This window comes from Cellvibrio sp. pealriver, assembly GCF_001183545.1.
Lineage (GTDB): Bacteria > Pseudomonadota > Gammaproteobacteria > Pseudomonadales > Cellvibrionaceae > Cellvibrio.
Map to the genome: position 1 here is coordinate 1521413 of NZ_KQ236688.1, position 25076 is coordinate 1546488.

The following is a 25076-nucleotide window of genomic DNA, read 5'->3' on the forward strand; positions in this document are numbered from 1 at the left end:
TCAACTCCTAGCCCGGGGGCTATTTTCTGTCGGCACCGACATTGGCATCGATACTGATCTGTTTGTTATCCGGTACTTCGGTATAAGCCAGTACACGCATATCAGGCACACTGTGGCGAACAAAACGCGACAACATTGACCTCAGGGGCGCAGCAACCAGCAATACCAGTGGCTTGCCTGTCAGTTCCTGTTTCTGCGCTGCTTCAATCAGCGACTGCTGTAACCGGTCTGCCAGGCCAGGCTCAATAAAGGCACTGTCATCAGCGCCAGCTTTTTGTGCCTGCTGGACAGTGTTCAGCAATAACTGTTCCAAACTCGGTTCAAGCGTAATAACAGGCAGGATTCGCTCGTTCCCTATGATGTTTTGGACGATTTGCCGGCACAGCGCCACACGCGCCAGTGCGGTTAAAGCGGCGGGATCTTGACTCTTTCCTGTTGTGCCCGCCAAAGCTTCGGCAATGGAGCGGATGTCGCGGATCGGCACCCGTTCGCGCAGCAAGTTCTGCAATACCTTCAACAGCACATTGATTCCCATGGTATTGGGCACCAACTCTTCCACCAATTTGGGCGATGTCTTGGCCAGCATATCCAGCAATTTCTGGACGTCTTCATGGCCTAGCAATTCAAAGGTGTGCTGCTGCAAAATCTGGTTGAGATGGGTCGCAACAACCGTACTCGGATCCACCACGGTGTAACCGAGGGTTTGTGCTTGCTCGCGTTGGTTGGGCGTGATCCAGATAGCATCCAGACCAAAGGCGGGATCTTTGGTTTTGATGCCATCGAGCGAACCAAATACCTGGCCAGGATTAATGGCCAATTCGCGATCCGGATACACATCGGCCTCTGCCATGGAAACGCCCATCAGGCTGATGCGATAACCGGTAGGATTCAGATCGAGATTGTCACGAATATGGACAGACGGGATTAGAAAACCCATCTCTTGCGATAGCTTTTTACGTACGCCTTTGATGCGCCCAAGCAACTCGCCACCCTGATTTTTATCGACCATGGGAATCAGGCGATAACCAACCTCCAACCCAATCACATCGACCGGCTGTACATCATCCCAACCCAACTCAGGGGATTCAGGCATACCCGGTGGTAATGCGGGCGCATTGCGCTGCGGCGCGATACTCGCACCGCCGCCAGCACCTGCCGAGGACGGTGCCGCATCGCCAGCGACACGGCTGCCAGAAGGAATAAAATTATTCTCCTCAACTACTGCAGGTTGGTGTTTACGCCAGTGAATGTAGTACGCAATACCCGCACACAACAGCCCCAAACTCAGGAAGGCCATATGTGGCATTCCTGGAACAAGCCCCATGATCACCAGCATGAGTGCAGACACCGCAAGCGCTTTGGGCGATGTAAACATTTGCCCAATTACTTGTTTGCCCATGTCTTCAGAACTATTAACACGGGTTACGAGAATTGCGGAGGCTACCGATAACAACAAGCCGGGAATTTGCGCGACCAAGCCATCACCAATGGTGAGGATGGTGTACTTCTCAAACGCATCCGTGAATTCCAGATCATGCTGGATCATGCCAATAGCCAAGCCACCAAAAATATTGATGAACATAATCATGATGCCCGCAACCGCATCACCGCGAACAAACTTGCTCGCACCGTCCATCGCACCGTAAAAATCTGCTTCTGCAGCAACTTCCTGACGACGGGTACGCGCCTGATCCTGATCAATTAACCCGGCATTCAAGTCAGCATCAATCGCCATTTGCTTACCGGGCATGGCATCCAAGGTAAACCGCGCGCTCACTTCGGAAATACGGCCAGCACCTTTGGTTACTACCACAAAGTTGATGATCATCAGAATAATGAACACCACAATACCGACCGCCAAATTACCGCCGATCACTACGTGACCAAATGCCTCGATGACTTTACCCGCTGCATCGCCCCCCTGATGACCTTCCAATAACACAACGCGAGTAGATGCGACGTTCAAGCCCAAACGCAGCAAGGTGGCGATCAACAAAATGGTTGGGAAGGCGGCAAAATCCAGCGGGCGCATGGCGTATACCGACACCAGCAATACCACTAGCGCTAATGCAATGTTGAACGTAAAAAAGATGTCCAGCAGTAGCGGCGGCATGGGCAATATGATCATTGCCAGCAGCATTAACAACAGCACCGGAATACCCAGATTACCCTGCCCTACAGAGCGCAGCGAACCCAGCGCGGCTTTGCCGTTAAAGTTATTGAGTTGGTTAAACGTGGGTAATGCCATAAGTACGGATTCTTGACGGTTGAGTCATTTTTCCGTGTTATCGCAAGAAGCGTACCTATTTATCAACAAGCAAATTATTAATTATCAACAAACACATTATTAACAAATAAATTATTGATAAAGGCATTTAAGCAAGAGATTAAGTGCGTTTACCAGACGCATCGTATTGCATATCGCGCGGTACAGAAATGTTGCGTGGGTACATAGGTTTGTCGCCCTTACCTTTACGGTAATTGCGCAATTGGAAAACGTAAGCCAATACCTGCGCTACAGCAAGGTACAAACTGGATGGAATTTCCTCATCCACTTCGGTGGTATAAAAAATGGCGCGCGCAAGCACGGGGGATTGGATAATTTCAATTTTGTGCAGATTGGCAATTTCACGGATTTTTAACGCAGTGTGATCGCCGCCTTTAGCGATCATAATCGGTGTATCCATTGTTTCAGGATCGTATCTCAGCGCAACCGAAAAGTGTTCAGGGTTAGTGATAACAACATCTGCCTGAGGCACGTTGGACATCATGCGCCGTTGCGCCATTTCGCGTTGCAATTGGCGGATACGCCCTTTTACTTCCGGTTTACCATCGGTGTCTTTGGCTTCATCTTTTTGGTCTTGCCGCGACATTTTTAATTTTTTGTTGTATTGATAAATTTGCAAAGGCACATCAATTGCTGCAATCACAATCGTAGTTGCCGATAACGCGATAGTGGCAAAAATAGAAATTTCGAGCGAATGAATGATGGCATTACCAATGCTTTCATCGACCAAGCGGAACATATCCTGCGCATAAAATTGTAACAGCCAGATAGTTGCCCCCAGGATGATCAATACTTTGCCCAAGGCTTTTAATAATTCAATCAGTGAATTCATTGAAAACATGCGTTTGATCCCTGCAATAGGATCCATGCGGCTTAACTTGGGCTCCATTGCTTTGGCGCTCATGTTCCAACCACCCAGTGCAATGGGGCCAACAATCGAGGCAATCAGTAAAATAAACATCAGGGGGGCAATGCTGATCAGCCCATCATAAATAGCGCTGACAAAATGGGCGATCATTGCATTAGGGTCATAGATATGGGCGCGGCTGATCGTAAAATTATCGCGCGTCAGGCCAATCAGTTTTTGGCCCATGAATTCTGCGAAGAAATAAATACCGACTACTGCCAACATGAGTACGGCAGTTGTTGTCAAATCGCGGGATCGGGGAACCTGGCCTTCTTCGCGCGCTTTTTCAATCTTTCGCGCACTGGCCTCTTCCGTTTTTTCCTGGCTGCTGTCGTCTTCTTCAGCCATTTATCACTCCAATCTTAATTTCAAAGAACCATTGAAAAATGTTTACGGTGCAGCACTGGTTAGGCAAATTTGTTCGAAAAAGCGGAGTTTATTGAAATAAATGAGCATTTTGAGAACAAATTTAACGACGCCAGAACAAGCAAGTTAATTTTTCAGTGGTTCTTTAGGGTGTGAGAGCTAAAGTGCGCAGCACACCAATCCCCTCTTCCATAATTTGGAAATAAACGGGCAGGAAATTGGCGAGCGTGAACCACATCAGAATAAAACCGAAAATCAATGTAATGGGAAAACCCACCGTGAATACGTTCATTTGCGGCGCAGAACGGCTCATAACCCCGAATGACATATTCACAATCATGAGCGATGTAAACAGCGGCAAGGTAATTAACAATGCAGCACTAAAAAGCCAGGAGCCCATATCGACGATGGTCATAAAATGCCCCACATTCATACCTTCGCCGCCGATCGGAAACGTCGTAAAACTATCGATCAATAATTGCAATACCACCAAGTGACCATTGCTGGCCAAAAATAATAATGTGGACAGTAATAAATAAAACTGCGACAAAATAGTCACGCTAACACCACTGGAAGGGTCGTTCATCGCCGCAAAACCCAAACCCATTTTCATCGCAATGAATTGGCCCGCCAAAATAAATACATGCAACACCACTTGCATGGCAAAACCTAATGCAAGACCAATCAGCACTTCCTGAATGATCATTGCAAAACCCTGTGCCGATAAAAACGAAACTGTTGGTGCGGGGGGCAATATTGGCGCAATCATAATGGCTGTAAACAGCATCAGAATCAGACGGACACGTGCAGGAACAGTACGAGCACCAATCACAGGAACAGCAAAATAAAATGCGCCTATACGCAATAACGGCCATAGATATTGGCCAATAAATTGCGCTAGCTGTTCTTCAGAAATGATCAGCTCTTGCATAATCCGCAACCGTCTCCGCTAACCAATTAAACTCGGCACACTGGAATACAGCCGGTTAAAAAGATCCATGAATTTGGTGAGAAGCCAAGGGCCAGCAATCATCAAGCTGATAATGGTCACAATCAAACGCGGAAGAAAACTCAAGGTCTGTTCGTTAATTTGAGTGGCTGCCTGAAACATACTGACCACCAACCCTACAATCAAACCGGGGCCGATAATCACCAGCAACATTAAAATAGTGAGATAAAACGCATCTGCAAATAAATCCATCACGACTTCGGGTGTCATTTACAAACCTCCGTCATATGCCATAACTGGCAGCAAGTGTACCCACAATCATCGCCCACCCATCTACCAGTACAAACAACATAATTTTAAAGGGGAGCGAAATAATCAATGGCGATAACATCATCATACCCATCGCCATAAGCACGCTGGATACAACAATATCAATCACCAAAAATGGAATAAAAATAATGAAGCCAATTTGAAATGCCGTTTTTAATTCACTGATGATGAACGCAGGCACCAAAATGCTAAACGGCGTTTCTTCCGGCGTCGCAATAGGTGGATGCTTGGCAATTCCCACAAACAATGCGATATCCGATTCGCGCGTTTGCGCCATCATAAAGGCATGAAACGGTGCTGCTGTTTTTGCTAAAGCCTCTTGCGCGCCAATTTGCTGGTTAATGTAGGGCTGCAACGCATCCTGATTCACTTTATTCAATACCGGCTGCATGATGAACAAAGTCAAGAACAACGCGAGGCCAATCAGGATCTGGTTAGAGGGCGACTGCTGCAAACCTAACGCCTGACGCAAAATAGAAAACACAATAATAATGCGGGTAAAAGATGTCATCATCATCAGGATGGCGGGCAAAAATGTCAGTGCCGTCATGATCGCCAGGATCTGTAACGTCACAGTGTATTCCTGGGTTCCATCCGGATTGGTTTTTACGGTTAATGCGGGCAACCCGGGAATGGCAGGCAAACTTCCCATGTTGGTGGGTGTGGTCTGGGTCAGTGGCAAACTATTCGCGTTCGGATCAGCAACAATAGGTTGTGTTGTCTGTGCATGTACAACGTCACTGCCAAACACCAATAGGCACACACACATGATTGCCAGAAAAACACCGCTAAAACTGCGCATTGTTTGGGCTGAAATACGTGACATGGTAATTCCTACGCAGCGGGATTATTGTTGTCGTTAACAGTTTGAATTTGTGCACTGGCGTTAGGCGCAACTTTTTTCGGTTGCAACAACGACATTAATGTTTTGCTGAAGTCCGATGATGCCGTGTTTGAATTGTTGGGTACGACAGGCTCATTAAACACATGCAGAGTATTGATATGGGTTGGCGTAATACCCAGCAATAACTGCTGACCTGCTGCGTCAATCAATACGATTCTCTCACGTGTTCCCAGCGGCATTGATGAAAGCACTTTTAATTGGCCATTACCTGCGAATGAACCTGCACCAAAACGTTTCACAAAAAATGAAAGCGCGAAAATTAAACCAACAATCAACAACAAACCGAATGTCACATTGAGCAAATGCCCTCCGCTACCCACACCAGGTGCACCCGAGGTTGCATTTGGCGATGCCGCTGATTTTTCATAAAAAGGAGTAACAGCAGCTGCACTTGTGTTTTGTGGCGGATTTTGTGGAGTAGTTTGTGGAATGGATTGTTGCGTAGCTTGTTGTGTTGTTTGTTGAATAGATTGTTGCGTTGTTTGCGGTGATGCCGATGAATCATCGGCATCACAATAGGGAACAGCAACGATGCTGATTAACAATAATGCCGCCAGTTTCCACTTTTTAATTGGGTGTTTGTGTTCAGTGTGTAATGCAGCAGGCGAAACAGACATAGCGATTACCAATCCTTAACGTAACTTTTTAATACGTTCAGCAGGACTGATTACATCTGTCATACGGATACCGAATTTTTCATTGACCACCACCACTTCGCCGTGTGCAATCAGGGTTCCATTCACCAATACATCCAATGGCTCACCTGCCAGACGATCAAGTTCAATAACCGACCCCTGGTTTAACTGCAGCAAGTTACGAATGGTGATTGAAGTGCGGCCAACCTCCATGGAAATGGACACCGGAATATCAAGAATCACATCCAGATCAGGGCTGCCCGCCGGGCGTGAAGAGACTTCACTTTTCAATTCATCAAATGACACTGTATTGGCCATCGCCTCATCAGCATCCGCTTGTTCCGCCATGGCTGCGGCCCAATCGTCAGCCATTGAATCTTGATCAACATCATCACTTGCCATTTTTTCCACCTTTTATTTCATTCACACTTTCGTTGGTTTGTTCAGCGCCATCACTAACCTTGGAATTATTCGCATCCACTTTTGTACCGGTAATGTTATAGGCACTACTACGATCAATAAATTCGCGAATTTTTAACGCGAGAAAACCATTGCTTTGACCTAACTGGGTACGAAACATTGGTACACCATTCGCAGTCAATACATGGTAATCAGGGAATTCCACCGGGATAATATCGCCCGCTTTCAGCTCAACAATATCGCGCAAGGTAATATCGCGCCGTACAATATCGCACTCCAAATCCACACTGGCCGACAACACATCTTCACGTAAGGCTTTTTCCCAACGCTCATCGTGCTCATCGCTGTCACTTTGCAAACCGGCATCCAATACTTCGCGGATGGGTTCAATCATTGAATAAGGAACAGTGATGTGCATTTCGCCACCACCGCCATCCAATTCAATATGGAATGTACTGACTACAACAACTTCACTAGGGCTCACGATGTTCGCAAGCGATGGATTTACTTCTGAGTGAACGTATTCAAAATTAATCGGGAATACCGCTTTCCAGGCTTCGGTTAAATCCACAAATGCCTGATTCAGTACCATTTGCACTACGCGCAATTCGGTAGGCGTAAATTCACGGCCTTCAATTTTTGCGTGGCGGCCATCGCCACCAAAAAAATTATCAACTAATTTAAATACCAAACGCGCATCAAGAATAATCAACGCAGTGCCGCGCAGCGGGCGGAACTTCACCATATTCAAACTGGTGGGAACATACAGCGTGTGGACATATTCACCAAACTTCTGGATCTGTACACCACCGACAGATACATCGGCTGTGCGGCGCAATAAATTAAACATACTGATGCGGGTATAACGGGCAAAACGCTCATTGATCATTTCCAGCGTAGGCATGCGCCCACGCACAATACGATCCTGGCTGGTCAGGTCATAGTTTTTAACCGCCCCCGGCTCACCGTCCGATTCGGTTTCTATGTCACCGTCATCAACGCCGTGTAAGAGCGCATCGATTTCGTCCTGCGAAAGTAAATCTTGCACAGAGGTTTCCTTATTGCATTACAAAATTGGTAAACAACACCTGTTCAACATTTGCGGAAGACACTTTGTCACCACTACCACTGGCAATTAATGCTTCACGCTCTTTTTGCAGCTGACTGCGGATGATTTCCAATGCTTCTGCTCTCAGGGTTTCCTTGCCTTCTTCCGTTTGCAATTCATCAAAATTTTTACTGCTAAGCAACATCACCAACCCATTGCGGATGGCAGGCATGTGCAAGGTTAATAAACTTTGCAATTCAGGGTCGCGGTACAACAATGTAATCGCTGCCTGCAAATAACGCTGACGGCCATTCACATTAAAATTGATCGTAAAGTTGGGGGTCATTTCAAAATAAATTGCCGGTGCCAATGTTGCTTCTTTTGCGTGCTCTTCTTCTGCAGCACCGCCTGCAGGTGCGGGCGATAACATTTTTAATGCGACTACTGTTCCACCTACCGAGATAGCAATTAGAGCCACTGCAAGACCAATGATCAGAAATAGTTTTTTCTTTTTACTTCCAGCGTTCGCGTCTGCGTTGCCTGCATCTTTTTTAGGGGCTGCCGCCATGTCAAAACTCCGTCACTTTCAATTGCCAAAAGGGTTCGAGCAATACCTATGCCAGTATCGCCCTTGAAAGCTTAGCAGTGGTTAGTGGCTTTGCGAGCGCAAAACATAGAAATGGGAACCGAAATGAGCACAAAAACCAAATCGGAAAACAGGAAGGAAAACCGATATAAAACAAGGAGGTAGAAATACTGATCACATTGATCAGCATTTCTACAAAAGGGATTGAAATGAGCGCGTGCTATGCGTAATGATCGACGAGCCGTACCGACGCCACCGATGTCACCGCTACGGGCATCAGCTCATCCTCCTCAACATCACCATGCGAACGGGATTTTCCAGACTCATCCTGATCGCGCTGCTGTTGCGCAAACGATTTATCGGACACATCTACATTAACCAGATTTAACCCCTGTTCCGCAAACATTTCACGCAAGCGGTTCAGCTGCTGGTCAAGTGCATCCCGCACAACCGGATTATGGCTGGTGAACGTCACACTGGCTTGGTCCTGGGTGACACTGACTTTGACCTGCATAGGGCCAAGCTCAGGCGGATCAAGACGGATTTCTGCTGAACTCACATTTTGTGCAGCCAACCACAGAACTTTATCGCCCACCGCCTGACTCCACTGTGGCGAACCTACGGTTACCGGCACGCCGGTCTGTACAACAAAAGCACGCGCCGCAGGCGATTGTGACTCCAGTGGACGCACTATTGATTCCAACGCACTGACTGCCGCGGCTACAGGTTTGGCAGTCTCTGTAATGGCAGAAGCTGCCTTATCCAAACTGGTGAGATTGGCTTCCGCCATTTTGTTCAAGCCGGCTTTGCTATTGAGCAATACAAAATCAGGATTGTCCGTCAGATCAGATGTATCGCCACCCTCGCTATCCACAGTTGCCAAAACATCTGTTTGCTCAGTGGTTGATGTTGATCCAGACAGAGCATCGTCCACCAAGGATAAACCACTCTGGACTGCAGCCTGATTGCCAGTGGCCTGAACCGGAACAGAAGGATTCAGTGAGTTAAGGCCTACTGATTTGATATCTACCCCTATTGCCGCTAGATCACCCTCTGTCTCCACGCCTGGTAATGTCGCGACCGGTAAAGTAGCCACCACTGCTGGATCGGCTGCTAACAGCGCGCCAGGCTCTTCTGCCAACGTCAGCTCAGTGTCACCCTTGCCCAAGCCCAGTTCTGTTAGTAATGGCGACACCGTTTCTTCCGTGCCTGTCAGCTCATCTTGCTGATCCAAACTGGTCTGAATAACAGTCGGCAAAGTGATGGCGGCACTGGAATCCAGTAATGTCTGCTCAGCGGTAACTAAAGCCGAAGCATCCAGCATGGCAGTATCTTGCAATGCTTTATCCGCTGCTTGATCTTCACTATTAACACTATCGGTAGCCGTGGTCGATTGCTCATCTGGCACTTTATCGCCAGCCGTTTTTTCTTGCTGCGCAGAGCGCGACTGCAGGGGCGATTCTTTTGCCGATGGATCTCGCACAGGGGCGTCACGGTTTTCTTCGGATTTGGCTGTCTTTTTGTGGTCAGTTTTGTGGTCAGTTGCGCGATTTGCCGGTTCCGGGCGGGTATCCGATTTAGCCGCAGCGGGTCGCGCGTCATCCTGCCGGTCAGGCTCTTTTCGCGCAGCAGGCTTGCGAGCGGCAACTTCTGGCCGCGCCTGCTCAAACGCCTGCTGAAACTTTTCAGTAGTCTCTGCGCGGCTTTTCGATGCGGTTGATTTTGCGGCGGCAGAGTTGGTGCCGGTTGCGCCCAACAAACTGTTCAAAAGGTTGCCATTATTCATCTGCTACTCCTGCTCCAAGCCATGGCAAACAATTGCCGTTTGGCCGCTAATAACGGGGTTCAGGAGAGAAATTGCAAGGGGGATGCCAAGCTGGACAAGCGGAAAACGATAAGGGTCAAGCAAATGTACGGAGCGAATCTTCTACTTTGGCGAATTCGATTTCTATTTGGGATAGGTCTGCCGCCAAACCATTAAAATTACCCGCCAAGGCTTTCTTTTCCATGGCAGCGCACAGTGCAGATAACTGCAAGGCTCCTACATTGCTGCTGCTGCCTTTAAAACTGTGCGCAGCGCGGCGGATTTGGTCTGCATCGGCCCCCTCAATCAATTGGCGCAAACTGGCAATACGGTCTGATGAATCCTGAATAAACGTATCAACCAATAGTGAGAAATCATCTTCCATCACTTGCTTGAGCGTGTTTAACGTATCCAGATCCAGATGTTCCATAAAGCAGAATCTCCACGTGCTTGAAAGGATATTGTATTCGGGTAGAGGATAAAGCCATGCTCCTCTAATTGTACTCGGGATTAGTCATCACTAATCCAGGAAAATTCCACTTCAACGATATTACCGCACCCCAGATAAGTTACGGTACCACAGAGCTTTTCAACTAACGCAATGCCCCGCCCACTATATCCAAAGCTCGTCAAATTATCAGTTGCGCGCGTCGAATGATCGAAGCCCTTACCGCTGTCTTCAATACGCACTTTCAACAAGCCGCCGTCTTCATTGGTTTTGTGGGAAATATTGATGCGTACAAAGCCTTCGGTCACTGCATTAATACGCTCTTCCCGTAACGCATAATATTCAGAAAAACCATCCGGTGTTTTTTTCAGCTCCGAATCCAACTGTAAAACACCGTGCTCCAATGCATTGGTATAGAGCTCAGCAAGAATGGTATAGAGGGTACTGCTAAAGGCACGCAGGCTGGGCACTTCCATCAGTACATTAAGCAACATTGGCAAGGGATCAAACACTTTGAAGCTGGTAGGTTTTACCTCAAAGCTCATCTGCCATTCAATTTCAGCGTTACCAAAGCGATCGCTCGCCTCTTTGGAAAAACTATTGACCTGTGCAGGCTCATCCATGCGAATTTCCAACAGTGACAAATCATCATCTTTTTCACCACTGCCAACAAAATGCTGCACACTCTCCAGAATATTCGTAAATAAATAATCCGGATTGGTATTCTGTGCAAATACGTCCTTAAGCCGATCCTCGCCAAACATATCTCCCTCCGCATTACGCGCTTCATGAATGCCATCCGACCACAGAAAAATCCTGTCTCCCAATTCCAATTCAAAATATTCGCAATTATCTTTAAACGCACGGTTTGATAACACACCCAGTGGTAAATGGGTTGATTTCACCGGTGTAATCCGCGCATCTTTGTGGTGATAAATAAAACAATCCGGCAATCCGCCATTCCAAATTTTCAACCGTTTTTTGCGGAAATTGATATCAATCATGGTGGCACAACAAAAAATACCCACCGGTAAAATATTTTTTAATTTGCCATTAATTTCACGCAGAATATCGGTCATTGAAAACCCTTTTGGCACCATCCCATAAAAGGTTGATGCCAAGGGCATAGCGCCAATCGCAGCCGGTAACCCATGCCCGGTAAAATCACCCAGCAACACCATCATGCTACCCGACGGGCGCATAGCTGCTACCAAAACATCACCATTAAAGACAGCGAGGGATGACAAAAAATAGCGTACATTTTTTGCGTTCAAACAACCGCTGTGGGCGACGTTATCAAACACATGCTTGGCAACGGTTTGCTCCTGCAGCAGTCGGTTGTTGTATTGCACAATTTGCTTGTGTTGATTGCGCATGGTGCTATGCAGCTCACGCATGCGGTTGAACGATTTTATTTTGGCTTGCAGGATAATCCGGTTATACGGCTTGGAGAGGAAATCATCACCGCCTGCATCGAGGCATTGGACAAGAGATTCAGTATCGGACAACGAGGTGAGAAAAATAATCGGGACTAATTCATCGCCAGCCAATTCCTTGATTTGGCGTGCTGCACCAAATCCATCGAGCTCTGGCATTAATGCATCAAGCAAAACAATATCAGGGCGCTCGGCGATATACACATTGACTGCTTCCAATCCATTACACGCAGATACAACCTGATGCCCTTCTTTACGCACGATACTTTCCAGTATCAACCTGTCGGAGTCCGTGTCATCCGCGACCAGAATTTTTAAACGACGGACTTCATTCATAAGATCGCTTCCATACATCGCACCACGTCAACCCACTGCATCCGCCATAGAACACACAACGTCCTTACTACTGGACAGGGCACTTTAACAGAGCACTGAACGCCAGCATCCGGCACAGCATGATTATTGGATATCAAATAATTGTTCGAAGTTGGAGATGAGCAATATCTTTTTTACATCGGGTGCGCAATTCACAATCTGGATATTGGATTGCTCGCCACCGGCGTAGTCGCGCAGCAATAACAACATGCCCAATGCGGAACTATCCAGATAAGAAGTGCCCTGCAAATCGACACGGTAATGCACAGGCGCATGAGCCAGCTTTTCATAAGCCCCGCGGAATTCTTGATGGGAACTGAAATCAAAACGCCCCTGTATGAATATAGTGACTTGATTGCCATCAGGGGATACTGTTGACGTGATCGCCATGTCTTACCTCATTAAACATCTGAACATTCCCAAAGCCTGCAACAGGCCAACGGAGGCACTCCCCCCGCAACTCAACCTAAGGATAGCCTATAAAACCGGAATTACGAGCCTGCATCTGACTGACGTTGCAGCTGCTGCGAGGTCAGGTCATCCAGTTCTTTTTGCAAGCGTTTTTCCAATATCAGGTTATCTTCGTGCTCCAAGCGGACAATCAGATCTTCAATCGATTTCCGCTTCTGGTGCTTGATCCGCCACTGCTTGAGCAGGTTTTCCTGCATCGCCAAAAAACGGGCAACTTTGGCCTCTTGCTCCCGGCATGCCTCATTCAAGCGATTAATAAAACTGCTGTAATTGATCAGTTCGTGAGCCAGTACGCCTTCACGCAAGGCACTTTGTGCCTGCAAATATTGCGCCGCATAATCACGCAAGTCCGCTAGCTGGCGCTCCTCCTGCGCCAACTGCTCGCGAAATTGGCTCAGCTTTTTGGCGGCATCGTCCTCCTGGCGCACCGCCAGAGTCAGTACCACCTGCATACGTTTAGCGCGGGATACCGCCATTTAGTCACTCACTGTCATTTTTGCCGATGTTGCGCCGCTAATGGACTATTGGCCTTGGTATTGGCCGGTGGTTTGAGCACTGCTTTAAGATTGGCAACCGACTCAGGAAAACGAACCCCCTGCTTGATTCCCTGCTGGATAAAAGCGCGCAATTGCGGAAAACGCTCAATCGCCAGATCCGTATCCGGGTCAGCGCCGGGTGTGTATGCACCAATCGCGATCAGATCCCGGTTCTGCTGATAACGCGCCAGCAGCTGTTTGAAACGCTGCATCAACTTCAAATGTTCATCGTCTACGATGTTTTGCATCGCACGGCTGATAGACGCTTCCACATCGATAGCAGGATAAACCCCCTCTTCTGCCAAACGGCGCGATAACACGACATGGCCATCCAAAATGGCCCGCGCCGAATCGGCGATGGGGTCTTGCAAATCATCGCCTTCCGTCAATACGGTATAAAACGCCGTAATCGAACCTTCACCTTCCGCAGCATTACCGGCGCGCTCCACCAGCTGCGGGATTTTTGCAAACACCGACGGCGGATAACCTTTGGTTGCAGGCGGCTCACCAATTGCCAGAGCAATTTCACGTTGCGCCTGGGCATAGCGAGTCAGCGAATCCATTAACAACAAAACGTTCAAACCCTGATCGCGGTAATACTCGGCAATCCGGCTCGACAACTGCGACGCGCGCAAACGCATCAAGGGCGCATCATCGGCGGGCGATGCCACTACCACTGCACGGCGCAAGCCTTCTTCACCCAGAATGTGGTCGATAAATTCTTTTACTTCACGGCCGCGCTCACCAATTAACCCCACGACGACGACATCGGCGGTCGTGAAACGGGTCATCATCCCCATCAACACACTTTTACCCACACCGGAGCCCGCCATCAAACCAAGGCGCTGCCCTCGCCCGACGGTAATCAACGCGTTGATCGCGCGAACCCCCACATCCAGCGGTTCGCTGATGGGGTGACGTTGCAACGGGTTAATTTCACGCGGGTTAAAATCGAGAAACTCATCACCGATGAGTGGACCTTTGCCATCAAGAGGCTGGCCAATGCCATTCACCACACGCCCCAGCAAATGCGGGCCAACACGCATCCCCATTTGGGTTGCAACAGGCACAACACGCGCGCCGGGTTGCAAACCCTCAACACGTTTGACGGGCATTAAAAACACTTTATCGCCCGCAAAGCCCACAACCTCTGCCTCTATATGGCGGTTGTCACTGTTGATAATTTCGCATTGGCGGCCGACCGATACATTTAAGCCCACCGCTTCCAAGGTCAGCCCAACTGAACGGGTAATGCGCCCCTCGGCTTGCGGCTCAACGACCGCTAACTTGCGCGGTGCATAGCTCCGGATACGGGCGTTGATTGACTGGCGTTCAGTCATGCTTAAAGCCCATCCTGTTCGCCGGACGACAGCTCACGCTTGTTCCCTTTGTCGTCATCCGTTTCGTCCAGATGAGTATCTTGTAGAGAAGCATGGTGTAGAGAAGCATCGCTGGAGTAAGCATCTTCTTCATCGCCATCCGCACTCGCTAATTGCTTGGTAAGAAATTGCTCCAATACCGTTTGCAAGCGCGTTGATACCGAAAAATCGACGCGGCTTTCTGGCGTTTCTATACGGCAACCACCTGGTTGGAGTTCAGTATCGCCAAAAAAACTCCAATTTAATTGCTGCTCGGCGGCATAGTTTTCCACTGCAGCCAGATCATCCGGATTCAAACAGACACGGATATTTTTACTGCCGATTGGCAGCGCATCGACCGCACTTTTGACCAAACCTAAAATATGCGAAGAGTCGGTAAGTAATTCGCGCTGCACAACACTTTGGGTGAGCGTGCAGATCACATCCAATAATAAATGCTCGGTATCGTCATCTTGTTCAGCCAGTGGCTGCAATAAGGCTTGCGCCAATTTTTGGAAGCGCTGCTGTTCTGCTACCAATTGCGCACGCATTTCCATCAAGCCCTGCTGACGGCCTGCCTCATAACCTTCTGTATTGCCTTTGTTAAAACCTTCTTTATGGCCCTGCTCAAAACCGTCTTTTTCAGCTGCGTCAAAAATTGCCTGCATTTCTTCAGCCGTCATACCCAATTGGGCAGGCTGTTCCGGTTCGGGGATTTCAACAACTTCGATGGTTTCTTTTTCGCGACGCAATAAACGTTCACGCCGTTCACGCGCTTCTTTTTCAGCAGACGACAAAATTTTGCCGTGCTCAGTGATAGGAGGCAGCACCCAAGTGGTCACACTTTCGGCGACCTCCGCAGGGATACGGTTTTGCAAATGATTATCGGACATGGGTGATTGATCCCGTTAACGCAGTGCTATGGCGCAGACCAAATGGTTTACACCATTTGGTCGCCGCCGCCACCCAACATAATTTCGCCAGCATCGGCCATACGGCGCGCCGTGATAAGAATTTCTTTTTGCGCCGCTTCCACATCGGCCAAGCGCATTGGCGGTTTGGTTTCCAGATCGTCGCGCAGCAATTCCGCCGCACGTTTGGACATATTTTTGAAGATTTTTTCTTTGAGCTCGTCGTCGGCACCTTTGAGTGCAACCACCAGTACATCGGACGATACTTCGCGCAACAGCGCCTGGATTCCACGGTCGTCCACATCTTTGAGGTTTTCGAACACGAACATAAGATCCTGAATCTGGTTGCCCATGTCCTCGTCGATTTCTTTGATGCCTTCCATCAATTCCGCTTCGATCGAACCATCCAAATTGTTCATAATTTCCGCCGCCACTTTGTAACCGCCCATGGCTTTGGTTTGCGATGCAGCATTGCCCGAGAATTGTTTTTCCAGAATGTCATTCAATTCTTGCAGTGCGCTGGGTTGAACGGTATCAAGCGATGCAACACGCATCATAATGTCGAGGCGAACCTTCTCGGGGAAATACGTCAGGATTTCGGCGGATTGGTCAGAATCCAAATACGCAATCACAATCGCCTGAATCTGCGGGTGTTCGTTGCGGATGATATCGGCAACGGAACGCGCCTCCATCCACTTGAGCGTATCCAAACCAGTGGTGTTGCCGCCAATCAAAATACGGTCAATCAAACTGTTGGCTTTGTCTTCGCCTAATGCTGTTACCAACATTTTGCGGATGTAATTATCTGCACCGACGCCCAAGCCCGTCAGCGTGCGTACTTCATCCAAAAAATTGGCCAGTACGGCCTGCACTTCTGACTGCTGCACGTTTTGTAATTGGGTCATGGCAGCACCAATGCGCTGCACTTCTTTTGGCCCCATGTGCTTGAGAATTTCCGCTGCATCCGCTTCACCCAGCGACATCAATAAAATCGCTGCCTGATCCACGTAACGCATTTTCAGTGCGGGCGGCTTGGCGGCCGCTTTATCATTTGCATCAGTCATCGCGGTTTATCCACTTCTTAACAACCTGGGCAACACGGCCCGGATCATCGGCAATCAAGCCTTTAATAGCGTTAATTTGTTCTTCATAACCTTGTTCTGGCCCAGGCAGCATAAGCGCGTGGCCACCGGTTAGCGTCACGGTTTCATCGGACATATTTTCCAAACCGTGCATTCCACCTGCCGCTTCCAGCGCAGCCAATTGGCGAGCCTCTTCTTCTTCCGCCAACTTGCCGCCCTGCTTGGAGAGGCTTTTGAACATCGGGCGCAGCAAGCCAAATATAATCAACAAAATAACCAAAACACTGGCGATGTATTTGATGTTGGGCATTACCCACACTTCCCACCAAGGGAGTTCAACACCGACATCCGGATCAACTACGCGATTGGCAAAAGGTGAGTTCAATACATTCACACTATCGCCACGTACGGCGCTGAAACCTACTGCATCCCTCACCAGTATAGACAAACGTTCCAATTCGTTTTCAGTCCAGGGCACCAGCGTCTCAGTACCATCGGCATTTTTGATTACTTTGTCATCAACCACGACCGCAACGGTCAAACGTTTGAGTGTGCCTTGTTGATGCTTGGTGTAACTCACCGTGCGGTCCAACTCATAATTGCGCGTTGCTTGTTCGCGATTATTGGTTGGCGCAGCCGCTGCTACCGGCTGCCCTGTCGCTGGATCAATTTGTTCCGGTGCCTCTGCAGTACCTGGCGGTTGGTTAGTCAGCGCACCGGGAATACCAGCGGCAACATCGCCTGCACGGCGCGTTTCATTCAGTGTTTGTTCGGAGCGGATAGCGGGCAAATCCGGGTTAAAAGTTTCTGCTGCTTGCTCAATTGCGGTGAAATCAATATCTGCACTCACCTCTGCACGGAATTTACCACCGCCTACAACCGGTTCCAAAATACCGTTAATGCGCTTGATTACGCTGCTTTCAACTTCTTTGGAATATTGGTGCTGTTTTGCAGCCAATAATAAATCGACATTATCGTCACCAACGGATATTAAATTGCCATGCTGGTCAACCACGGTGACATCCGCCGTTTTCATGCCCGGCACAGATGAAGCAACCAAATTCATAATCGCTTTTACTTGCGCTGGCTCAACACTCCGGCCAGCAAACACCTCAACAAAAACAGATGCAGTGGGATTAGTTGCATCGCGTACAAATACGGTTTTTTTCGGAATTGCCAAATGCACACGTGCACTGCGAATGCTGGTGATACTGGTGATGGTGCGCGCAAGTTCACCTTCAATACTGCGTTGGTAGCGCGTGCCCTCTACAAATTGGCTGGTACCCAAAGGCTGCTCTTTATCCATCAGCTCAAAGCCTTGGGTTGGGCTGGATGGCAAACCAAATTCCGCCAACTTCAACCGCGCCATATGAACATCTTCACTCGCGACTAAAATTGCTCCGCTGTTTTGGTCTACTTTGAAGTTGATTTGGTTTTGCTCAAGCACATCCACCACATTGGCAGCGTCAAGATTATCCATACGGCCATACAAGGGGCGGTAATCTTCCCCTTGCATCCACATCACAATCGCAAAACCAATGGCCACACTGGCAGCCAAGGTGAGCATCAAACCAATTTGGCGTAACAGGTTGAGACTGCTTAAACCCTCTAAAAAATCGCCACCCAGCTTTGGTTTGGCTGGTGCATTTTCTGATTCAGTTGCGGCAGAGGTAGCCATAATTACAACACCTTGAACTTTATTTTGATAAACAACATTGTGGTAAACAATGTGTTAGCGGATAAACCCTGAAACCTATTAGGTGCCGACCATTTAAATCGGCATGTTCATCACATCACGATACGCATCAATTAATTTATTACGCACTTGCACCATCGCCTGAAACGAAACTGAGGCTTTTTGCGAGGCGATCATCACATCGGTGATATCCACACCGGCAACACCGCGCTCGTAAGCATCGGCCATTGAGCTGGATGCTTTTTGCACTTCATTTACTTTGTTCACCGCCTGCGTCATTAAATCGCCGAAGCTTGGCGTTTTCACCGTACCTTCTACCGGCAAAGCGCCAAGATTACGCATCCCCGGAGCAGGCGTATCACCTACCCCCTGCGGGCGCTGAAATACTTGTGTTTGGGCTTTAAGGGCACGCATATCGCCCAACAAACGGCTGATATCGACACGGTCAGTCATGATCAAAATCCTCACTTGCTTACCTGTGGGCGACAATAATTTGGCATTGCACTCACAAAATTCGTTACTGGGAGAGATTTTGCACAAAGCAGGCCAATCTTTGCCGCTTGGCAACGGCTTGCCTTCGTAGCACTCAAACAGAGCTCAAGGTTTAATCAGTTTGTCGCTAATTGTTCACTGTTTTGTCACGCCCTTTTTTTATGCTTGCGGCAGTTTCCACTACTGCACCGGGGGTTTGTGTATGAGTACCGAAAACATGCTGGATGAACTGGAAATTATTGAAAATGCGATGGCTAACTTTATTGCCGATGTCGTCGTTTCAAAAAGCAAGAAACAACAAATTCGCCGCAATATGGAATGCCGCCGCAAATTGGAAGAAAAGCAGGAAGCCAAAAAACTCGCGCGCGAAACCTGCGAATATGAGTTTGATTATTTACACTAAAAGTCCAAGCTAAATGCTTCTGCAAATGGGCTAACCATTGGAAAATGAGTAAACTTGCTAGTGAAATCCAACGGGTGAGTTATGCATGAAAATTATCGTACTGTTTCCCACTGCAACTGAAGCGCAGTTTTTCTCGCATCCTCTCGCGCAGGTTGAATTCTGTGGTGTAGGGCTAAGCGCTACCGCCTATCACACAACCAAAATCATCACCCAACATCGCCCTGATTGGTTAATACTCGCGGGTATTGCCGGTGTTTATCCGCAATCGTCATTCGCAGTGGGCGATGTAGCTTTGGTGACGCGCGAGCATGAAGCGGATTTAGGTTTTTTTACGCCGCAAGGTTTCACCCACTTGGCCGATTTAACGCTGGATATGGATTTTCACATCACTAAACACTGGGAGTGCCCTTATTTGTTGCCGGAAAGCCTTATCCCTTCAGCAACCAGTAATTCCATGAATGCCGCCATGGCTCCGTTTGTAAATACACTCAATATTGATTTGGAAAATATGGAAGGCGCTGCATTTTTTCAGGTGTGCCTTGCTGAACAACAACGCTTTTTAGAGCTGCGAGCTGTTTCGAATATGGTTGATATCAATACAACTGAAGAATGGGATTTCACTGGCTCGATACAGGCACTGACGCAAAAACTTCATATCCTCGTCAATTATTTATTGCACTCTCATTGAGAGCGTTTGCATTAATTTCATGCTGAACTAATACAAGCAAAACAGATAATTGATAATCGCTGGAAGTAAACCAGCGATTATTCACCCATGATTAGATCAACACATTTACAACATTTATTACTCGGTAATCTCGTAACCCTCTTCACGCAAGCGCGCAATTTTATAACGCAAGGTGCGGGCACTAATACCTAAACGTTCGGCGGTATTTTTACGGCTACCACGCTCATTGCGCAGGGTATTCATAATAATTTCGTACTCGCGCTGTTTGAGGTCGTTACCCAATGCAGGGTTATTCAGCGATGGATGTTGCACTGATTGGCCGCTCAACAAGGCAATATTATCGCTAACACCGCCCGCGACAGAAAATTGGCTTGCACGGAAACTGGCATTTGCAAACGCCTGAGCTGCAAATGAAGGTTGCTCTTGCTGTGCATCTGCACCTACCGGGCTCACAACACTTGCCGCCTCCAACAGATTCGGTTTTTGGCTATAACTGATCGGGCTTTGCGAATAACCACCGCCCACACCAAGCCCCAAATCTTCCGCCTGAATAGATTTACCTGGCTGTAAAATTAATGCGCGCTGCATAATGTTGTCCAACTCACGCACATTGCCCGGCCATGGATATGCGAGCAGCATTTGTTGTGCTGATGGAGACAAACTAACACCACGGCGATTTTGTTTGTGCGCATGTTTTTGCAACAGTTTTTCCGCGAGCGGAATAATATCTTCCATACGGTCGCGTAACGGTGCCCACTGCAAAGGCAATACACTTAAACGGTAATACAAGTCTTCACGGAATTTTCCCGCAACCACTTCACTGCGCATGTCGCGGTTAGATGTCGCAATTACACGCACATCCAACTTAATGGTTTTACGCCCGCCCAAACGCTCAACTTCACGCTCTTGTAATACGCGCAACAATTTTGCTTGCAGGCCAATATCCATTTCTGAAATTTCATCCAGCAATAAAGTACCGCCGTTGGCTTGCTCAAATTTACCGGGGCTGCTGGTGTGCGCGCCGGTATAAGCACCTTTTTCATGGCCGAACAACATCGCTTCCAACATATTTTCAGGAATTGCCGCGCAATTAATGGCAATAAAGGGTTGATTGCGGCGTTTGGAATGATCATGAATATAGCGCGCCAGCACTTCTTTACCGGTACCAGACTCACCAACAACCAATACGGTCGAATCCGATTGTGCAACACGTTGTGCCAGTTTCAATAATTGCTGGCTTGATGGCGCTATTGCCACGGGTTCATCGCCAGAAATTTGCGCAACACCCAAATGCCGTGCAACCGTTTCTACCAACGTCTGTGGCGCAAAAGGTTTTACCAGATAATCGACAGCACCCTGCTTCATCGCATCTACCGATTCACTAATGCTTGCATAGGCGGTAATCAACATCATTGGAATATGTGGATAATCCTGCTTCACGCTGCGCAGTAAATCATGGCCTGTCATTCCGCCCATATTCACATCAGAAACGATCATGCGTATATCACTGAATAGCGCCAATTGTTTTAGCGCTTCTTCGCCACTGTTTACGGCAATAACCGCATAGTCCGCCAATTGCAGCGTATCGGTTAATGCTTCACGCAGGTTGTTGTCATCTTCAACCACCAACACTTTGATTGCATGTTCAAAGTCAGCCTGTTGCAATGCTACAGCCATGATCGTTCCCCTGAGGTTTTTTACCTGAACTAAAATATAAAAATGATTAAGACGTAAAATTCGCAAACGGCATCAACACACTGGCGCAAGTGCCTTTACCGAGTGTTGATTGCAATAAAAACTTTCCGTGGTGGGCACGCGCGACCGCCTTCACCACACTTAAACCCAAACCTGTACCCTGCGCTTTCGTGGTGACAAATAAATCCCCCACACTGGACAACAATTCCGCCGACATCCCTGGCCCTTTGTCGCACACGCGAATCCATAGCCGCTGCTCTTCTGCAGAGATTTCATTTGCTGATTTGGCATCGCTCAATGCGTGCAGAAAACGATTAAATTCAATTCGCAATTGCGCCTTGCGCTCTACAGCTTGAATAGCGTTATTGACCAGATTTAATAACGCGCCGATCAATGCCTCGCGGTTGCATTGGATGAACTCTTCACGGCAATTAATAACCCACTCGCAGGTGGATTCACTGGTCATCAACGGTACTTCCATTGCTTCTGCAAGATCGGATTGCAATTGCGCCACACTGATCACATCGTTCAACGCCAATTCGCCTTTGACGTAAAACAGCATGTCTTGAATCTGGCGCTCAATATTGTTCAAACGCCCAAGAATTTTTTCGGAAAACTGCTGGCGACGCTCATCATCCAACTTGCCACTGCATAAATGGCCGGCATACAACATGGCGGATGACAGAGGTGTGCGGATTTGGTGTGCGAGTGCGCCCATCATTTTGCCCAACGCGGATAAGCGCTCGTGACGGCTTAACTCGCTTTGCAAACGACGGGTTTCGGTTTGATCGGTTAATAGAATGATTTGGCCATCCGCACCCAGGTTACGGGTTTGGATACTTATGCGGCGGCCATCGTGTAATGACACTTCATGACCATCGTCCTGACGCGGCGCAAAACAACGCTTGATCACATCGCGCCACAATTCACCCTGTAAGGGTTCACCCAAGAGTTCAATCGCCGCAGGGTTGGACTCGGAAACGCGCCCTGAAGAATCCAGTACTACAACGCCACCGGGTAAAAAATTCAGCAGGCTTTCCAAGCGATGGGCGAGCTTTTCTTTTTCCGCTAACTCGACCAAACGACGGTCACTGAGCGTTGACAGCTCTTCATTCAACTCTGCAACGCGGTTTTCCAGCAGATGATAGGAATCCGCAAGCTGCTCAGACATCTGGTTAAAAAGTTCAAATGCGCTTTTTAAATCTTGCCCTTTCTCGGCAATACCGTTTTTATCTGACGGAGCACCCAAAACCACAGGTGCAAGCGCACTGCCCGCTTGTGCAGCCAATAAGCCGGAACGTACTTTGGTAACCGTTGAAGCTGAGGCTTTAGTAGACGGCACCTGCTTGGTCAATGCATCAGTAGCATCGCCCGATGGTGCGTTGCCAATTACCTCAAGTAGATGGGAAGCCGCTTGCGTCATAAAAACCCCAAAGTTGTGACTGAGCCCCTAGCCAACAAATTAAAGCGTCAATAAAACCACATCAATTCGCTGAAAAAGACCGATACACAAGGGTATTTGCAATCGCAATGCCAAAAAAATATTTATATATTATTCAATAGGTTAATGAAAAAAGATGGCACATAAGGTCAAACATTTGGCTCTTGGCTTTTTTTGGGTTGTCGTCAGAATCACGGCTCCCTATAATGTCCGTACTTTCTCGGGGGAGTAATCTGCTCCAGCATCCGGATGCCTGCATCCACTGTGCTGAGCGCTTTTGTCAACAAACTTGCCGCGTTCCGGTCAACAACCAGCGCATTTACGGCATGGCAAAAGCGTCCTCTGTCGTGCATTACTTTGCACACATCGGATTGATGAGACCTGAGATACCACTGTAGCCCCGGCGGGACTGCGGTTGTATCTCATGTTATTCATCCCGCCTTGGTAATGTTTATGGAAGCCTTCCTTAGTTCTACTTTCGCCGTCGCTATCGCAGAGATCGGTGACAAAACCCAATTGCTCGCACTTTTCCTCGCAGCGCGCTACGGCCGCCCCTATGTTATTAGCTTGGGTGTTTTGGTTGCGACGCTGGTCAACCACGCACTCTCAGCCTGGTTAGGCGCAGTACTTGCCGATGTGATTCCTGCCGAATGGATCAAGTGGCTGGTAGGAGGAAGTTTCATAGCCATAGGTTTGTGGCTGCTGATCCCGGATAAAGAAGACGACAACATGGGCGGCTTTGCCAACTACGGCCCTTTTGTAGCGACACTGGTGTTATTTTTTCTGGCAGAAATTGGCGATAAAACGCAAATCGCCACCGTCATTTTGGCCGCGAAATTCAGCGCAGATATGTGGATGACACTGGCTGTTATTGCCGGTACGACATTCGGCATGCTGCTGGCAAACGTGCCGGTTATTTTCGCAGGCAAATGGCTAATGGATAAATTGCCGCTCGGTCTTGCGCACAAAGCGGCTTGTGTTTTGTTTATCGTGTTGGGCGTTGCCACCTTGGTGGGAATGAATTAGAGACACGTAGTTAGCTATCGCGATGATGACGTTCAGTCTTTTAAATACCAATCATCGCGATAGGTTTTTACCATATCGGGATACAAAACGGTCATAACCGTCGCAATAAGCCCATTGACGAAACCTTCAGGGAACGTCATCAGCACAAACAAAATAAAATTCTCTTGTACTGTTGCTAGCTGTAAATAACTGTCGCTCACTGAAAATAATAAAAGCGCTGCCAATCCCAACCAAATACAGCTCAACATTGCGCCAAAAAATCCTACACCCCAAAAATAGGTGAACGGATTTTTAAATTTCCAGCGATCAACCAACCACAAAACGCACCACGCCCAGCCGACCGGCACTACAACGCTTAAACAAAAATCAACCGGCAAGGTGCTTAAATCAAATTGTGCGATAGAAACATCCCAATCCAGACTCAGTGCGCGCAAAGGAATTTGGTAAATTTCCAGCACCACCAAAGCCGCTGCGCCTATCAAGGTTGCAAGGCTCCATCCAAACACCATGGCAATAACCGTCATCAGTAAGGGATGAATCGCCAAGGTATCTTGTACAGACACCTGCAATAACCACAACAATGCAAGCGCAAGAACACTGCCGAAAAAAGCATGTTGGCGGGGTTGGTTCGCTAAAAGATGCCGCCAGGGTGCATAGCGAATTGCCAGCAATAAAATGGGTAGTGAGATAAAAACCGACAACCAAAAAAGCGACGGGTTTGGAGGCAGCAATAAATTCATCGTGGGAACCAAACGCCCGCCTGCACGGGCGCAAAACATTAA

The 25076-nt window shown here is 48.2% G+C and carries 25 protein-coding genes; 3 read left to right on the forward strand and 22 right to left on the reverse strand.

The annotated features are described in order from the left end of the window. Positions 1-19: 19 nt before the first annotated feature. From flhA to fliE, 19 genes are all read right to left on the reverse strand, one after another. On the reverse strand, positions 20-2248 hold the full coding sequence (gene flhA / locus VC28_RS06410) for a flagellar biosynthesis protein FlhA (RefSeq protein WP_049629915.1): 2229 nt from the start codon (positions 2246-2248) through the stop codon (positions 20-22). Positions 2249-2387: 139 nt separating this feature from the next. After that, complete coding sequence (gene flhB, locus VC28_RS06415) at positions 2388-3542, reverse strand: flagellar biosynthesis protein FlhB (protein WP_049629916.1); 1155 nt, start codon at positions 3540-3542, stop codon at positions 2388-2390. Positions 3543-3705: 163 nt separating this feature from the next. After that, positions 3706-4491 (reverse strand): flagellar biosynthetic protein FliR, encoded by a 786-nt coding sequence (gene fliR / locus VC28_RS06420; protein WP_049629917.1) that lies wholly within the window; start codon positions 4489-4491, stop codon positions 3706-3708. A gap of 18 nt (positions 4492-4509) precedes the next feature. After that, positions 4510-4779: a flagellar biosynthesis protein FliQ gene (fliQ, locus tag VC28_RS06425; protein WP_049629918.1), complete on the reverse strand. Its 270-nt coding sequence runs from the start codon at positions 4777-4779 to the stop codon at positions 4510-4512. A gap of 13 nt (positions 4780-4792) precedes the next feature. Then, positions 4793-5491 (reverse strand): flagellar type III secretion system pore protein FliP, encoded by a 699-nt coding sequence (gene fliP, locus VC28_RS06430; RefSeq protein WP_197085589.1) that lies wholly within the window; start codon positions 5489-5491, stop codon positions 4793-4795. Between the two features lie 182 nt (positions 5492-5673). Then, positions 5674-6360 carry a flagellar biosynthetic protein FliO gene (gene fliO, locus VC28_RS06435; RefSeq protein WP_049629919.1) on the reverse strand — a complete coding sequence of 229 codons (687 nt, stop codon included), beginning with the start codon at positions 6358-6360 and terminating at the stop codon, positions 5674-5676. 15 nt (positions 6361-6375) lie between these two features. Next, a complete protein-coding gene (gene fliN, locus VC28_RS06440; protein WP_049629920.1) occupies positions 6376-6780 on the reverse strand; it encodes a flagellar motor switch protein FliN in 405 nt (134 codons plus the stop codon). After that, complete coding sequence (gene fliM, locus VC28_RS06445; protein WP_082191435.1) at positions 6770-7846, reverse strand: flagellar motor switch protein FliM; 1077 nt, start codon at positions 7844-7846, stop codon at positions 6770-6772. The genes fliN and fliM overlap by 11 nt, the downstream gene beginning before the upstream one ends. 10 nt (positions 7847-7856) lie before the next feature. After that, positions 7857-8414, reverse strand: a complete 558-nt coding sequence (locus VC28_RS06450) for a flagellar basal body-associated FliL family protein (RefSeq protein WP_049629921.1) — start codon at positions 8412-8414, stop codon at positions 7857-7859. Positions 8415-8652: 238 nt separating this feature from the next. Beyond that, the gene (locus VC28_RS06455; RefSeq protein WP_049629922.1) at positions 8653-10218 is read right to left on the reverse strand and encodes a flagellar hook-length control protein FliK; all 1566 of its coding nucleotides are present in this window, start codon (positions 10216-10218) and stop codon (positions 8653-8655) included. 115 nt (positions 10219-10333) lie between these two features. Then, a complete protein-coding gene (locus VC28_RS06460) occupies positions 10334-10666 on the reverse strand; it encodes an Hpt domain-containing protein (RefSeq protein WP_049629923.1) in 333 nt (110 codons plus the stop codon). Positions 10667-10746: 80 nt separating this feature from the next. Continuing rightward, positions 10747-12456, reverse strand: a complete 1710-nt coding sequence (locus VC28_RS06465) for an ATP-binding SpoIIE family protein phosphatase (RefSeq protein ID WP_049629924.1) — start codon at positions 12454-12456, stop codon at positions 10747-10749. 123 nt (positions 12457-12579) lie between these two features. Next, positions 12580-12885: an STAS domain-containing protein gene (locus tag VC28_RS06470; protein WP_049629925.1), complete on the reverse strand. Its 306-nt coding sequence runs from the start codon at positions 12883-12885 to the stop codon at positions 12580-12582. 101 nt (positions 12886-12986) lie between these two features. Beyond that, a complete protein-coding gene (gene fliJ / locus VC28_RS06475; protein WP_049629926.1) occupies positions 12987-13442 on the reverse strand; it encodes a flagellar export protein FliJ in 456 nt (151 codons plus the stop codon). A gap of 14 nt (positions 13443-13456) precedes the next feature. Continuing rightward, positions 13457-14842 carry a flagellar protein export ATPase FliI gene (fliI, locus tag VC28_RS06480; protein WP_049629927.1) on the reverse strand — a complete coding sequence of 462 codons (1386 nt, stop codon included), beginning with the start codon at positions 14840-14842 and terminating at the stop codon, positions 13457-13459. Positions 14843-14844: 2 nt separating this feature from the next. After that, positions 14845-15753: a flagellar assembly protein FliH gene (locus VC28_RS06485; RefSeq protein WP_049629928.1), complete on the reverse strand. Its 909-nt coding sequence runs from the start codon at positions 15751-15753 to the stop codon at positions 14845-14847. A gap of 47 nt (positions 15754-15800) precedes the next feature. Continuing rightward, positions 15801-16835, reverse strand: coding sequence for a flagellar motor switch protein FliG (gene fliG, locus VC28_RS06490; protein ID WP_049629929.1), 1035 nt, complete (start codon positions 16833-16835; stop codon positions 15801-15803). Then, positions 16828-18531: a flagellar basal-body MS-ring/collar protein FliF gene (gene fliF / locus VC28_RS06495; RefSeq protein WP_049629930.1), complete on the reverse strand. Its 1704-nt coding sequence runs from the start codon at positions 18529-18531 to the stop codon at positions 16828-16830. Before fliF ends, fliG begins: the two co-directional genes overlap by 8 nt. Before the next feature lie 93 nt (positions 18532-18624). Continuing rightward, a complete protein-coding gene (gene fliE, locus VC28_RS06500; protein WP_049629931.1) occupies positions 18625-19002 on the reverse strand; it encodes a flagellar hook-basal body complex protein FliE in 378 nt (125 codons plus the stop codon). Positions 19003-19243: 241 nt separating this feature from the next. Here fliE and VC28_RS06505 point away from each other — a divergent pair, with 241 nt between their 5' ends. Together VC28_RS06505 and VC28_RS06510 are read left to right on the forward strand one after the other, a co-directional pair. Further along, positions 19244-19444, forward strand: coding sequence for a hypothetical protein (locus VC28_RS06505; protein ID WP_049629932.1), 201 nt, complete (start codon positions 19244-19246; stop codon positions 19442-19444). An 85-nt stretch (positions 19445-19529) separates the two neighbouring features. Next, on the forward strand, positions 19530-20132 hold the full coding sequence (locus VC28_RS06510; protein WP_049629933.1) for a phosphorylase family protein: 603 nt from the start codon (positions 19530-19532) through the stop codon (positions 20130-20132). A 117-nt stretch (positions 20133-20249) separates the two neighbouring features. Here VC28_RS06510 and VC28_RS06515 read toward each other — a convergent pair whose 3' ends face one another. Both VC28_RS06515 and VC28_RS06520 read right to left on the reverse strand, forming a co-directional pair. Next, positions 20250-21809, reverse strand: a complete 1560-nt coding sequence (locus tag VC28_RS06515) for a sigma-54-dependent transcriptional regulator (RefSeq protein ID WP_049629934.1) — start codon at positions 21807-21809, stop codon at positions 20250-20252. Positions 21810-21855: 46 nt separating this feature from the next. Then, a complete protein-coding gene (locus VC28_RS06520; RefSeq protein WP_082191436.1) occupies positions 21856-23250 on the reverse strand; it encodes a sensor histidine kinase in 1395 nt (464 codons plus the stop codon). A gap of 471 nt (positions 23251-23721) precedes the next feature. Here VC28_RS06520 and VC28_RS06525 point away from each other — a divergent pair, with 471 nt between their 5' ends. After that, positions 23722-24294 carry a TMEM165/GDT1 family protein gene (locus tag VC28_RS06525; protein ID WP_049629935.1) on the forward strand — a complete coding sequence of 191 codons (573 nt, stop codon included), beginning with the start codon at positions 23722-23724 and terminating at the stop codon, positions 24292-24294. A gap of 32 nt (positions 24295-24326) precedes the next feature. Here VC28_RS06525 and VC28_RS06530 read toward each other — a convergent pair whose 3' ends face one another. Beyond that, a complete protein-coding gene (locus VC28_RS06530; RefSeq protein WP_049632220.1) occupies positions 24327-25034 on the reverse strand; it encodes a hypothetical protein in 708 nt (235 codons plus the stop codon). Positions 25035-25076: the final 42 nt, after the last annotated feature.